Here is a 14,193-nt window from a genome sequence, read left to right as displayed (position 1 = left end):
CGAGCCAGACGTGTGTTTATGCAAGTAAACATCAGGGCCGCCGCAGCCGCGCGGCCCCCTCCTCCATCGATACACAAAACAGCCCCAGTCCGGGACTGGAGCGGCCCTTGTTACTTGGCAGCCCAGGCGTTGAAACGCTGTTCCAACTGATCGCCATGGTCAGCCCAGAACGCCGCATTCATTGCCACTTGCCTGGCCAGGTTGGTCTCGTCGGTGGGCATGTTGCTACGGCGCGAGGCATCCACCAGCGGCACGGCGGCGCGGTTCACCGGTCCGTAGGCAATCTGTTGGGCGTAGGCTTTCTGAGCGTCGGTTTGCAAGATGAACTGGATAAAGCGCAGGCCCTCCTGGGCGTTGGTCGCGCCTTTGGGAATGGCAAAGGCATCCATGTCGTAGATACCGCCATTCCAGACCACGCGCAGGCTGCTCTCGTTCTGCACCGCGGCGATGCGACCGTTGTAGGCCGAGCTCATCACGACGTCACCGGAAGCCAGGTATTGCGGCGGCTGTGCGCCTGCTTCCCACCACTGGATGTTCGGTTTCAATTGGTCGAGTTTGTGAAAAGCGCGATCCTGCCCTTCGCGGGTGCCGAGCACTTTGTAGACATCCTGGGGTGCGACACCGTCAGCCATCAAGGCGAACTCCAGGGTGTACATGGCGCCCTTGCGCAAGCCACGCTTGCCGGGAAATTTTTCGGTATCCCAGAAATCCACCCAGCCGGCCGGTGCTGTCTTGAGTTTTTCAGCGTTGTAGGCGAGCACTGTCGACCACACGAAGAAGCCCACTCCACACGGCTGCACAGCACCTTCCAGAAGGTCGGGGGCAAGTTTGGCGATCTCCGGCTGAGTGCCGATTTCCTCCAGCATGCCTTGGTCACACGCGCGGGCCAGCTCGGGCATTTCCATCTCGACAACATCCCAGGAGACGCTGCCGGTATCGACCTGCACCTTGATTTTCGCCATTTCACCGTTGAATTCATCGGCAACGATACGACTGCCGGTCTTCTGCATGTAAGGCTCGTAGAAGGCCTTGACCTGCGCGACCTTGTTGGCACCACCGTGGGACACAACGGTCAGGTCGGCATGCGCTTGCATGGCGGCGGCACAGCCCAGGGCCAGTGTGAGTGTGGTACTCAGGATTTTCTGCATTGTTATTGTCTCCGATGAGCCTGGAAAGCCTCCCACGCGGGGAGGCAGCGCCGGGTGCGAGCTTGGTCGCTGACCCGGTACGCCGACGTCCAGTTTTGAAGACCAGGGCAGTGCCCGACAATTAGGCTGAACAATGATTTGAACGCCAGCGCTCATACGTCCGTACAAGAGCCTCCACCAAACGGATGAAGGCATCCCGGTTGCCGGACTCACGGCATGATCACGAAACTCTTGCGCACGGTTTCGCGGATGTCCCAGACGCCGTGACAGTTCGCCGGGAACAACACCGCATCGCCGGCCCGCAGCTCGATGGGCTCGCCTTCGTCCGGAATGAAAACACAGTGACCGGCAACGAAATGACTGAACTCACGCGCCAGCACCTGGCGACGCCAGCGTCCCGGTGAACACTCCCAGACACCGGTCAGCAGGCCGTCCGGTCCCTCCACGGCATGGGTAGCGGTGCTCGCCACGGGACTGTCGATGGGTTCGCGTACCGGGACAGCGGCAGGCAGGGCAAGATCGGCGGTACTCGCCAACACAATCGGTTGCGGCATAACGGTCTCCTTGGTTTATAGGTTCTTGTCTTCCAATCCCGCCGGCGCCAGGCCAGCGAGTGCACGGTCCAGCCAGGCAGGGCTGCGATTGTCCGCTTCGGCCGCTTCCTTACGCTGCACCGCACTGCGCACCATCAACCCGCCGACATATCGAAACGGCTCCGGGGGAAACAGCTTCGGCTTGCGCCCGACCAACCCACAGTGGCTCCATTCGTCATCCAGCCCCAGCGCCAGGCTGGCGAGAATGCGGCCGCCCAGACGGCTCGGCCCCACGCCATTGCCGCTCCAGCCAATGCCGTACACGATGTTCGGAGCGCCCTCCAAATGACCAAACACCGGAAGGCTATCGAACGTCCGGTCGATGGGACCGCACCAAGCATGCGTAACCGGTACGTCACTGAGATGCGGATAAGTGCGTCGGAAATCCTGCTCGGTGTCCTGGCTGAGTTGCGGGTTATCGTCGTAGCTGGCATCCACCCGGCTGCCGTAGCTGATCATCCCGGTGCCCTTGCCGAACGCGATTCGCCCGTCCTGGGTGGTGCGGTAGTAGTCGACCATCAATTGCGAATCGGTAATGGCCTCGCCGCCTGTCCAGCCAATCGACTCCAGGCGATCGGGAATCGGCGCGGTCGCGACAATCGTGCTGGTCACCGGCAGGATCGTGCGGCGCAGCTCCGGGATCGCCGCCGCCCACGCGTTGTTGGCCAGCACGACACTCTGCGCAACAATCCGCCCCTTCGGCACCTGCAACACCGCAGGCTTGCCACGTTCCAGGCCAATCATGGGGGTGTTCTCGAAGATCTTGATGCCCTTCTCTAACGCCACACGCCGCAGGCCGCGCACCAAGCGTGCCGGTTGCACGGTGGCGTTGCTGATCTCCAGCACGCCTTCCAGATGCATCGGCGAGCCGGTTCGACGGGCGACTTCGCGATTGGACAACGGCATGTACACCGCTTCGCCAAGTCGCTGGCAGGTCTGCAGGACATCGTTCCACGCACCCCGCTGAGCATCGCTGGTGGCCGTCCACAGCCAGCCGGCGCGACGAAAATGAGCGTCGATCCCGTGGGCCGCGCAGAACGCCTCGATCTCACCGATGGCCGCCGCCGAGGCGCGCGCCAGGCGCACCGCCTCGTCCTTGCCGCATTGGGCCGACAGCGAACTGATCTTCGGCCACCAGGACATGACGAAGCCCCCATTGCGACCGGAGGCGCCGCCACCACAGATATCCTGGTCGATGATCGCAATCCGGCAAGCCGGATCTTTTTCCAGCAACTGCAAGGCTGTCCAAAGCCCAACGAAGCCACCGCCGACGATGGCGACATCCACGGACAGATTGCCTTCCAAGGCAGGCAGCGGAGTCAGCTCGGAGGCAATTTCCTCCAACCATAAGGAACGTTTCATTTACGAATTCCATTAACAGCGATTGATAGAGCTACATTCAGCCCATGAGCCGGAGTAAACAATTGTCTATTCAATGCAAATGCACGGGGGGCTTCGTACAAAGATATGAATCGCTTTGTTGCTCATCGCCGCCCCTTTGATAACGTTGATTTCGCCCACAGTCGATCGCGGCGAAAAGTATCCGCGTTTCGATTTTTCACTTAATTAAGAACCTGCAAGCCTCGATCAAAGCTCACCCAATAGTCAGCTTAAATCGTTACTAAATACAGCGTATCCGGACTTGCCTCGAACAGGCGTTAAAGCGCCGACCCGCCGTTTACCCCAAGGACTTGTCCGGTAATGTAACTCGCATCATCAGATAGCAAAAACACAATGGACGACGCAATTTCCGAAGGATCAGCCTCTCGGCGAAGCGGAATACCAGGCAACCAGTCCTTTCTCACATTTTCCGGAACGGCTTCGATCATTGGGGTCATCGTGGTGCCGGGGGCAACGGCGTTCGCTCGGATACCATAGCGAGCAAGTTCAAGTGCCAATGTTCTGGTCAGCCCCACCAAACCAGATTTGGCTGCCGAGTAATTAGACTGGCCAAACGCACCCCAGCGCGACTCAGAAGAAAGATTCACTATGGCACCACCTTTCTCCTTGAGATGAGGCACTGCCACCTGGCAACCTAACCAGGCACCCCGCAGGTTGACATCAATGACCAGTTCCCAATCCTCGTCAGTCATCTTCAGCAATGAGCTATCGCGAGTAATACCGGCATTATTCACCAACCCGTCGATATGCCCATAGGTCGCCACGATAGCGCCAACTGCGCTTTCCCAGCTCTGGCGACTTCCCACATCCAAGTCAACCGCGAAAGCCTCCCCACCTTGTCCAGCGATTTCGGATACAACCGAGTCCGCTCCAGCTTTATTGCGATCGGCGACTACGACTTTAGCGCCTTCCTCATGCAACCGTAACGCAGTAGCACGGCCGATACCTTGAGCGGCTCCGGTGACAACGATAATTTTCCCATTAAGTCCGCGCATCACTCACCGCCTCCAATCAAGTACTTGTTGTAACCTTCCTGCACCGGCTCTCCTTTCTGGTTAAGAATGACAACGTCCACCTGAACGACACCTCGAGCCGGGTCTTTGGAGCTTGGCGTTTTTAACTTAACCGTGTAGTGCTGGCAGATACGATCGCCAGGAGTGACTGGCCGAATCATTCGACGTTGAGTTTCCAGAAAGGCAAGAATTTTCCAGGAACCCAGTTCCTGACAAGCCAAGCCTTCGCCCACCGAATGAATGAGCAACCCGTGGGCAATGCGCGAAGGAAAGTTGGTATTCTCTCGCACCCACTCTTCATCCATATGAAGAGGATTGAAATCCCCGCTAAGCCCCGCAAAGTTTACGATATCTGCTTCTGTAATCGTTCGACCCGCTGACTGATAGACGGAACCAACTTCAATAGCGTCAAAAGTGATTTCCATTTAAGCCTCGGTGAAACATGGCAGTTTCAGGTCTTTGTGAATGTCACGAAAGACGACTTTTACATCCATATCACAGCGCAACCGTTCGACCGGAACATCGACGATCCATGTGGTAACACGCACACCCTCTTCCAGATCCACCAAAGCAATGACAAATGGTGTCATACCGGTAAATTGAGGATGTATGGAGCGATGCACGACTGAATACGAATACAGCGTCCCCCTGCCTGAAGCTTCGAACCATTCAGGTGTCCGCTCGGGCGCGCCCATGACGTGTGCACGAGGATAAAATTGGCTCTTACCCGTCAGTGGGTCGCGCTGAAGCAGGAGTTTTTCGTTGCTCGCAGCCTCAAACCAGACTGAAGAGTTTGCATCTTGAACCGGCATGACATCAGTGAGGTTCATTATCGATTACTCCCAAGAATCAGTGTCGCAGCGGCAGATAGCCAGCCGCCCGTACCGTTAACAAGGCAGAACTCCGGGGCGTCAATCTGCACGCCTGGGCTCTCTCCACGAAGTTGGCGAACAGCTTCGATAACTGCGTACATGCCGCGACGGCCGGAGTGGTTGGACGAGAGTCCACCACCATCGGTGTTGATCGGGAGACGTCCGGTTGGGCTGATACCACCTTCTGCGATGAAAGCGCCCGCTTCTCCTCGGCCTACAAAGCCAAGCGCCTCCAGGGTAAGCGCCACCGTGATGGTGAAGGAATCGTAAAGCTGGGCGACTCGAATATCCTCCGGACGCAAACCTGCGCTGGCGAAAGCCCGTCGTCCGGAGTGCTCTGCGCAGGTGGTTGTCAGATCGGCCATTTGATTCATTTGACCGTGACTGATGGCCTCGCCGAATCCCAGGACGGTGGGCCCGCCATTGCGTGTGTCTTGTGCTCTTTGGCGTGAGGTAACGACAATCGCGCCGCCGGAGTCCGACACGACACAGCAATCAAGTTTGCGCAAAGGAGTGGAAATCATGGCCGACGACATCACATCGTCAACGGTGATCGGATCCCGATACATGGCGTGCGGGTTGAGACTCGCATTCGCACGGGCCTGCACCGCAACCTGGGCAAGTTGTTCCGGACGAACGCCATAAGCATGCATATACCGTGTGGCTGCCAATGCGTAGGCCGAAATGGTGGACATGCCGTAGGGCACTTCGAATTGTCCCGGTCCAGTCTGTCCGGTATTGAAGTCCGTCGCAGGAAGCGGCCACGATCTTCCTGACGAGGCATAGCTGATGACTACCACCTCACAAAGTCCTGCCTGGATTGCAGCCACAGCATTGCCTACATGACTCAACGGGGCAGCCCCACCAATATCGGTGCTGCAGACCCAGGAGGGCTTGATGCCCACGTACTCGGCAATCTCCACCGCACTGAGCTGCCAGCCCGCCTCTGCGGGAAAGGTTGCTGCGGTGGCGAAGCCATCGACGTCGTCCAGGGTCAACCCTGCGTCATCCAGGGCGCCCGCAATGACCTCGGCATGAATCTGATAGGGATGTATCCCTGGCGCCTTGCGCCGAGGCGACTCAAAAGCGCCTACGATACTGGAAGTACCGCTGGGAAATTTTTCAATCGGCATCTTCTTTCTCCAACTCATTAAATACGGCGGGCACCTGTAACTGCCTTGATTGCGATGTAGGCCGCGATGAGAAGAACAGGCAATGTCACAATGGTTGCTACCGCAGACACGGCGGGTGTAATGCCGCTCTTCAGGTAGGAATAAATTGTTACAGGCAACGTTTTATCAATATCTGTCTGAAACATTGCCAATACGGCTTCGTCCCAAGACGTCACAAACGAAATAATGAGAGAGCCCAGAATCGCGGTGAATACGCCCGGAATAACGATCGAGAAAAAAGCGCGTGCATTACCGGCCCCCATTGTCCAGGCTGCCTGTTCAAGCGATATATCCACTCTCGAAATTGCATTCCCTAGAACCAGGAAGGTCAGCGGCATGCAAAGAATCGTATGGGCAATCACCAGCCCCATGTCCGTACCGATCAAACCTGTTCTGCTTTGAACGTCATAAATACCGATACCCAATAGTATGACGGGCACAATGAGCGGAGCTATCGCTACCACTTGTATGGTTGTTTGAAGCATGCGAGAAGCCGTTTGCGTTCCCACCCGTGCCAACGCCAAACCGCAGACAGTCGCACAGAGAGCGGTCATGAACGCAACGCGCACACTCTTGAAAAACGACTCCATCCAGATATCGGAAGTAAACACCTCTTCAAACCATTTAAGGCTGAAGCCGACAGGTGGAAAGTGGATCTGCGTAGTTTCCGTTACAGACGTCGGTATCACGACCAGTAATGGCAAAATTAACAGGATGACGTCCATACATAGGACAAACAGGCACATCATGGTTACCGGGGTAAGCTGCAACGGATCCCTTGCAGTAGCGCCTCTGGAACCCTGCTGTACAGGTGAAAGCATACCCTTGCCGCCGATTCGCAATGCAACCATGTAGCCGATAACTGAAGCGATCAGAAGAACAATTCCCATGGAGGCAGCTTTCCCCCACTGATAAACCTGAACCTGCTGCTGGATGAATACCGGAATGGTAATGTCTTGGGGGCCGCCCAAAATGGAAGGCGTCAAGAAAAACCCAAGGGAAAGCACAAATACGATAACGCCGCCGCCTAACAATGCCGGCTTGACTTGCGGAAAGTAAATATCGGCGAACACCCGTCGTTCCGACGCACCCATGGTGCGCGCGGCGGTCAACAGCGAGGTGTCTATAGAACTCATCGCAGAAATCAAGATCAGGATCATATAGGGCAAAAGATAAGCCACCATCCCGGTCACAGTCGCAAATGTATTATAAAGAAGTGGAAATGGCCCTACCCCCATTGCCCCGGCAATGGAGTTGACTATCCCCTCATTACCCAGAATTGTTGTAAAAGCGAACAACCTGACGATGATTGAAACCCAGAAAGGCATCAATATCAGCACCATCATCAAGGAAGACAATCGCTTGGACAATCTTGAAATAATGTACGCCGCTGGAAAGGCCAGCAGAATGGTGATCGTGGTGGACAGAATCGCCAGGTTCAAGCTTTGCATAACCACCTGGCGCAACAGTTCATCCTGAACGAGCGCGAGATAATTCCCCAGATACAACGTTCCTTCAAAGGCCGCCTTGCCCTTCTCGTTGAAACTTCGAAGAAGAACGTTTGCAAGCGGCCATGCCAGCGAGAAGAACATGATCAATAAAGGTGGCGCCAGCAATGCCAACCTCGTCAGTGCCCCGCGGGGCGTCGCTAATGCAGATATCGTCGCCATCACGGACTCCGTCAAACTTGAGACGAGTTGAGCGGGACTCGATAGGCCAGGCTAACCAACCGCGCAAGATAGTTACGGGTGTCCCGGGGATCAATCATCTCCTCGACGCCGAAGTTTTCTACCGTTCGCCAGATGGAGGTCTGCGCTTCGAAACGTTTGGTGAGCGCTTCTTTAAGCTCTGCGCGCTCTTCGGGCTTGACGGCGTCCAGCTCTGCTCGGAACGCCGCCTCGACACCCCCTTCGATCGGCATGTCGCCCCAAGCCGCGCTCGGCCAGGCGAGCCTGACACTCATAGGGTTGCGGCTGCCTGTCGCCACACCGCCCAAACCGAATGAGCGACGAACCTGGATGGTGTAGACAGGGACCTTCGCCTGCTGGATGGCTCGCAGCGCCAAGGCGCCAAATTTGAGCACCCCGGCCTCTTCCGATTTAGGCCCGACCAAGAAGCCGGGGACGTCGACGAAATACGTGATGGGTACATGGAATCGATCACACAATTCGACAAACTTCTGCTGTTTCAATGATGAAGGAACGTCCAGCGAACCGGCCATGAAGCGGCAGTCCGACGCGAGGATTCCCACCGTGTGCCCCTCGATTCGCGCAAAGCCTGTACGCAGTGAACGGCCATAGTTCGGCGCAACTTCAAAAAAGCTGCCTTCATCGACGATACAATTGATCATTGCGTGCGCATCAAAGGCACGCCTGAGACTTGGCGAGACGATGCTCAGGAGGCGCTCCTGATCACCTGCCGCCCAGTCACGCTTGATGGCGGGATAACTCGAAACGTTATCAGGCAAGAATTCCAGCATCCGCTTGATTGCAAGCAACGCCTCATCTTCGTTTGCCACCTCGTTATCGATCAGGCCGGAACTGCGTGTGTGAACATCGGCACCCCCCAGCGCAAATTTGTCGATTTCCAGGCCGATGGCTTGTTTCACCATAGGAGGACCACCCGCAAACAGACAGCCGTTATCCTTGGTCATGACCGAGAAATGGGAGATATGCGCCCGTGCAGCGGAGCTGCCGGCCGTTGGCCCCAGCACGGCGGCAAGGACCGGTACCTTATGAAGCAAATCGAACATGGGAAACGTCGGGTTGGCGGATTGCAGTTCGGGGTAACCGATTGCATCCTGGAGAATCACCGAACCACCCACCCCATTGATAAGCATGATCAGGGGGATCTGGTAGCCAAAGGCAAACTCCTCTATGAATCCCCCCCAACCCCCCTTGTATCGCGCAAGGTGTACCCCTGTCCCTCCACCTTCGACGCTGTAATCCTCCGCGCCGACCGCGACTGGACGGCCATCGATTTCGCAAATCCCACATACGAAGGTTGACGCCAGTGGTGAGCCATCGCTGGTTGGGGTGACAACGAAAGTGCCAAACTCCACGAACGTTTCAGCGTCTGCCAATTTCAGAATGCGCTCTCGGGCAGTAGATCGCCCATAGCGATGTTCCCGAGCGATTCTCTCTGGGCCGCTGCCGGCAAGTGCTATCTCGCGACGGCGATTAAACTCTTCGAGGAGCGATTCCCATTCAGGATGCGGAGTAAGTGACATTTTGTTTTACCTTACTTGAGCAAAAAGTTGATCAGCACAGATTTTCGACAATTCTTTTTTATCAACTTTAGTTGAGTTCTTAATTGGAAAATCGGCCATGAAAACAATGTGTCTTGGCTTCTTGTAAGATGCCAGCCTGGACAAGACAAAGTTCATGATTTCTTCTTTGCCGGCATCAGTATTTTCCCGCAGGACAATCGCGGCACAGACGCTCTCGCCAAACTCTTCATCAGGAAGCCCAACAACGGCAACGTCCAGAACCGCTGGAAACTGGCGGATAACATTTTCAATTTCAGCGGGGTAAATATTCTGGCCTTTGGAAATGATCAGATCCTTGCTGCGACCCACGATGTAAATCCACCCCTCTTCGTCCATGCGCGCGAGGTCGCCAATTTTTAACCAGCCATCCTTGATTGTTTCGGCATCCAGTTCAGGAGCTTTCCAGTAATTGGTCATAACGGCTGGTCCTGAAGTCCAGACGTCACCCACGCCACCGGTTGGTACTTCGTTCCCATCCAGATCCAACAAACGGATCGATTGACCGGGTACGCAACGACCTACTGAACCTGGGTGCAGGTCTATATCGTCCCCCTCAATCAAGGTGGGCATTCCTGACTCGGTAGACCCGTAAATAATGGACATCTGAACATGCGGCCAGCGACGACGAGCCTCCGCGATCAACGCGGGCGGACAGTTCTCGCCACCGGTGTACCACCACTTCATGGATCCCAGTGCAAGTGCACTTTTATCATCAGCTTCGATCATTGTTCGAAACATGGAGGGAAATACCAAAGCGTGCGTCACCTGCCATTTATCAATGCACTCGGCAAATCGTTCCGCCGTCCAGCCTCGACTGGGAAGTATTGCGACTGTTCCGCCAACCAGAAAGGTGGGGATTGAACTTTCATTCATCGCTGCAGTGTTGTACATGGGCGCGTTCAACAGCATGACCGCACGGTCATCCAGGCCTCGTATCTGGGTGACCTGTTGCATTGCAGCCCACATCACGGCTACCGAGCGCATCACCACGCCCTTGGGTTTTCCGGTGGTGCCAGACGTATACAAAATCATCTGGATATCAGTTGCGAATGGCACCTTGATTTGTGCCGCATCGTTTACAAGCCGTTCGTACCGCTCCCCCCCTTCGGTAGCACTCAGCGCGATGACCTTCGGGCGGTAACTCAACTGTTCAATCGCATCACCAAGGACACCACTGAGCTCGGTTTCAGTAAAAATCACCTTCGCCTCACAATCGCCGGCGATGGACGCGATTTCCGTCGCCGTGAGTCGAAAACCAATGGGTACCAAGGTCAAGCCGGCATAGGCGCATGCAAAATACAGTTCGAATATCTCGCCCCGATTGAACATCAATGTGCCCACTCGATCCCCCGTTTCCAAACCGAGTTCGCGCAGCGCATTAGCTAACCGAAGCGCACGGCTTCTCAATTCGCCATATGTCCTGGAGCCATGTTCCCAAACCATGGCCAATTTGTCTGGACGGTGTAATGCCTGTGGGCCGAAATCCCCCAGGATAGACGAAACGGTCCAGCCAGAAATCGAGGTGTTTGCAAGCGTCATCTTACTGCTCTCACGCAAATATTTTAATTACGGGGCCATCGCTAATTTGGAAGTTTGATTATCCTTGCCAACTTCGCTTGCCACGGAATGATCTATTAAACGACGAATCCAGAATCTAACCGGTGATTGCTCGCGTAGACGCAACATGACTCGACTGTCTAACAGGGCATGCATGCTCAACCCATCGGCTAATCCCACTAGATCAGCACAAATTTGTTTTGGATCAAGTTCTGCTGGTAAATCACCTATGTCCTGTGCCTGGTGGATGGCGCGGGCTACGGACTTTCTCCAGCCAAACAAGTAGCTTTCCACTTCCTGACGGAGCACTTCATCATTCATCGCCTCGATGTAGAAGAAGAAAAAAATTCGACTTAACGCCAATCGGCGGCCATCCAGCGGAATACTACCCTCCAGTATTTGTTCCAGTGCCTGGATTCCCTGAAGGGAGGACAGGATACGGGTGTTATGCTCAGCCAGTATTTCGGCCGCACGCCGGAGCCCTCCCAGCAACAAATCATGACGATTTGCAAAATAGTGACCGATTACACCTACAGACCATGCTGAACGCGCCGCCACACCTCGGATAGTTGCATCAGCTATGCCGACCTCGGCAACAACGTCAAGTAACACATCGCAGATTTGGCGGCGTCTTTCTTCGTGATCCACAATTCTAGGCATAATCGGTAACTCTCTATTTTAAAGATATCCAGCGGTTGAAACGCTCAACCAGGCTTGCAATATTTTTTGCGTAAAATTCGGCATTTTCATGGATTGCAGTTTTTTGATTCTCTCCTTCGACAATCCACGATGTCATGTCCTCACCGTAGGCATTCTTATCTAACGCCTTGACGTCGGTTGTGTAGGTGGCTTTCTTGACAAAGGCTTTCTGACCTTCGACATCGAGAATCCAATGGCCAATCATGGCTTGGCCAGCATCAGCATTTGGGGCGCCTTTAGGCACCGCATAAACGGCTTCCGCATAGAGAGAGTCCTGCCATTTGATAGCAAGCGGCGCTTTATCCTGCTTTACAGCACCGTAGACGCGCCCGCTCCAGGCGATGCCCATTGAACATTCTCCACTCGACATCAACCGAATTGCGTCGTCCCCGTTGGACCACCAAACAATATCGGACTTAATGCTATCAAGCTTCTTGAAAGCCCGGTCAGCGTCAATGGGGTACAACTGAGCTGGAGTGACACCATCGGCGATCAGCGCCGACTCGAGGACGCCACCAAACTGGGGATATTTAAAGAGGCAACGCTTGCCAGGGAAACGCTTGGTATCAAACAGATCGCGAACACCCGTCGGAGCTTCTGCGCCCTTGAACTTGTCGGTGTTGTAGGTAAACACGATCCCATAGCGCATCACATCCACGCCATATTCGTCGTACGAACCTTCTCGCAGCTTCGACGTATCGACAAAGCGCGGGTCAAGCTTTTGCAGATACCCGGCATCACGCGCCTTCAGGAAATCGCCCTTGGTCGGGAACTCGATCATGCTCCACGGCACTCGGCCGCCGCCGTCCATTGCTGCGAAAAATTTCGTCATATCGGAGTTGAAGTCACCTCTTACCTTCAATCCTGTCTCCGTCACGAAGTCTTTGATGAGGGTCTCTTCACGAGCACGGGTGGTGCCACCACCTGACCCGTCATGCCAGGTGAGAGTGCCGGAAAGGCTTGAGCGGACGCTCTCTGGCAGCACACCGCTGGAAGCGGCAAACGCCATGACAGGCGACAGTGCAAGCGTCGAAAGCACAAGCGTTTGAATCGACTTGGGAAACCGTTGCATGGAGCGACCCTCTTGGTTTTGTTGGTGAGCGCTTTTCTATTACAGGTGTACCAAATAAAAAACGGACCAGCAAGCAAATCCTTAACTTTTTATGACGACTGTCTTGAATAAAAGGTGAATGCAGGTTAAAAAATGCACTGAGAGGCAACTCAAAAGTGGAAAAATCCTCGTTTTGGCATGACGAGCGTCCAAAAATAAATAGAAATCCAACCTGAGTGGAGATGTTCAATGGCACTCTCGCAGACAGCGCTCCCGCGCACTCTCGCTTCCAGTACGGAGGCCAGGCCTAGACATGAAAACGATGCCACTCGCGCCAACAGCATCACGGTGGAAGGTGTTGGCCTGACCTTTCTCAATGGTCATGTCGGCTTGAAGGCGACGAGCCTCGAAATTCCCGGGGGGGCCTTTTGCACCCTTCTGGGGCCGTCAGGCTCAGGAAAAACCACCTTGCTACGGACAATTGCCGGGCTTATCTCACCCACCTCGGGTCGTATTTTCATTGACGGCAAGGACGTTACGAACCTGCCTGTTCAGGCTCGCAACATTGGATTTGTGTTCCAGAACTACGCGCTTTTCCCGCATATGAGCGTCGCAGAGAACATTGAATACCCACTCAGGGTGCATAAGTGGCAGATCAATGACCGAAGGACTCGCGTCAAGGAAATACTCGATCTCATCGAGTTGTCCCATGCAGCGGATCGCGCTGTCGGCGAACTCAGCGGCGGACAACAGCAACGTGTTGCTATCGGCCGTGCCCTGGCTTATCGCCCATCGTTGTTGCTGCTCGATGAACCGATGGGGGCACTGGACAGACGTCTTCGCCAGCAACTTGGGGAGGATCTTCGTGAAGTCCAGCAGCGCACCGGTATCACTGCGGTCTACGTCACCCATGACCAGGAAGAAGCGTTCATCCTTTCGGACAAGGTCGCCATCATGGATCAGGGCTCGATCCTTCAATACGCGAGCCCAACGGAGCTTTACTTCCGCCCACGATCTCGTTTTGTCGCCAAGTTCCTCGGAGAAGCAAATGTCATCGAAGTCGGCGCGCTGAATCGCCGGGACGACGGTACGGTTTTGGCCAGCACCGAGTTAGGTGCGATCCCCGTGGTTGCCGTCGTCGAACACGGTCCCGAAGGCCGGCTCGCTGTTGTGATCCGCCCCGAGGAAATCCAGCTCTCGACCCGATCCGATACCAGCCCGGAGTTTGCTACGCCTGTCAGCGTGACGATCAAACGCCAGCTGTTCCTTGGGAGCCGTAGCCTCATCACGGTGAGCTGCCCGAACCACCGTGAGCTTCTTGTCGAGTGCGTCCAATCCCAGATCCCACCACCGGGTCAGCCTTGTTGGATCACGTGGAGAAATTCTGCAGCGGTGCTTGTAGACAACTGATTGAGTGAC

The 14,193-nt window shown here is 55.3% G+C and carries 13 protein-coding genes; 1 reads left to right on the top strand and 12 read right to left on the bottom strand.

The annotated features are described in order from the left end of the window. Positions 1 to 110: 110 nt before the first annotated feature. The 12 genes from LOY67_RS13540 to LOY67_RS13485 form a co-directional block, all read right to left on the bottom strand. A complete protein-coding gene (locus LOY67_RS13540; RefSeq protein WP_265067650.1) occupies positions 111 to 1,148 on the bottom strand; it encodes an ABC transporter substrate-binding protein in 1,038 nt (345 codons plus the stop codon). A gap of 209 nt (positions 1,149 to 1,357) precedes the next feature. Beyond that, a complete protein-coding gene (locus LOY67_RS13535; RefSeq protein WP_053157960.1) occupies positions 1,358 to 1,702 on the bottom strand; it encodes a cupin domain-containing protein in 345 nt (114 codons plus the stop codon). Positions 1,703 to 1,717: 15 nt separating this feature from the next. Continuing rightward, positions 1,718 to 3,103, bottom strand: coding sequence for an NAD(P)/FAD-dependent oxidoreductase (locus LOY67_RS13530; protein WP_265067649.1), 1,386 nt, complete (start codon positions 3,101 to 3,103; stop codon positions 1,718 to 1,720). A 296-nt stretch (positions 3,104 to 3,399) separates the two neighbouring features. Then, positions 3,400 to 4,137 (bottom strand): SDR family NAD(P)-dependent oxidoreductase, encoded by a 738-nt coding sequence (locus LOY67_RS13525; protein ID WP_265067648.1) that lies wholly within the window; start codon positions 4,135 to 4,137, stop codon positions 3,400 to 3,402. Continuing rightward, the gene (locus LOY67_RS13520; protein ID WP_265067647.1) at positions 4,137 to 4,580 is read right to left on the bottom strand and encodes a MaoC family dehydratase; all 444 of its coding nucleotides are present in this window, start codon (positions 4,578 to 4,580) and stop codon (positions 4,137 to 4,139) included. The genes LOY67_RS13525 and LOY67_RS13520 overlap by 1 nt, the downstream gene beginning before the upstream one ends. After that, positions 4,581 to 4,985, bottom strand: a complete 405-nt coding sequence (locus LOY67_RS13515; protein WP_265067646.1) for a Zn-ribbon domain-containing OB-fold protein — start codon at positions 4,983 to 4,985, stop codon at positions 4,581 to 4,583. After that, positions 4,985 to 6,160 (bottom strand): thiolase C-terminal domain-containing protein, encoded by a 1,176-nt coding sequence (locus tag LOY67_RS13510; RefSeq protein ID WP_265067645.1) that lies wholly within the window; start codon positions 6,158 to 6,160, stop codon positions 4,985 to 4,987. Before LOY67_RS13510 ends, LOY67_RS13515 begins: the two co-directional genes overlap by 1 nt. A gap of 17 nt (positions 6,161 to 6,177) precedes the next feature. Beyond that, entirely contained in the window at positions 6,178 to 7,869 is a 1,692-nt protein-coding gene (locus LOY67_RS13505; RefSeq protein WP_265067644.1) for an ABC transporter permease subunit, read from the bottom strand. An 11-nt stretch (positions 7,870 to 7,880) separates the two neighbouring features. Continuing rightward, entirely contained in the window at positions 7,881 to 9,428 is a 1,548-nt protein-coding gene (locus LOY67_RS13500; RefSeq protein ID WP_265067643.1) for an acyl-CoA carboxylase subunit beta, read from the bottom strand. Positions 9,429 to 9,434: 6 nt separating this feature from the next. Then, positions 9,435 to 11,006, bottom strand: coding sequence for a class I adenylate-forming enzyme family protein (locus tag LOY67_RS13495; RefSeq protein WP_265067642.1), 1,572 nt, complete (start codon positions 11,004 to 11,006; stop codon positions 9,435 to 9,437). Between the two features lie 27 nt (positions 11,007 to 11,033). After that, the gene (locus LOY67_RS13490; protein WP_265067641.1) at positions 11,034 to 11,684 is read right to left on the bottom strand and encodes a TetR/AcrR family transcriptional regulator; all 651 of its coding nucleotides are present in this window, start codon (positions 11,682 to 11,684) and stop codon (positions 11,034 to 11,036) included. A gap of 13 nt (positions 11,685 to 11,697) precedes the next feature. Then, positions 11,698 to 12,795 carry an extracellular solute-binding protein gene (locus LOY67_RS13485; RefSeq protein WP_265067640.1) on the bottom strand — a complete coding sequence of 366 codons (1,098 nt, stop codon included), beginning with the start codon at positions 12,793 to 12,795 and terminating at the stop codon, positions 11,698 to 11,700. 228 nt (positions 12,796 to 13,023) lie between these two features. Here LOY67_RS13485 and LOY67_RS13480 point away from each other — a divergent pair, with 228 nt between their 5' ends. Further along, positions 13,024 to 14,184: an ABC transporter ATP-binding protein gene (locus LOY67_RS13480; RefSeq protein WP_265067639.1), complete on the top strand. Its 1,161-nt coding sequence runs from the start codon at positions 13,024 to 13,026 to the stop codon at positions 14,182 to 14,184. Positions 14,185 to 14,193: the final 9 nt, after the last annotated feature.

This window comes from Pseudomonas sp. B21-056, assembly GCF_026016325.1.
Classification (GTDB): domain Bacteria; phylum Pseudomonadota; class Gammaproteobacteria; order Pseudomonadales; family Pseudomonadaceae; genus Aquipseudomonas.
This window is presented reverse-complemented; position numbering and strand designations above follow the sequence as displayed.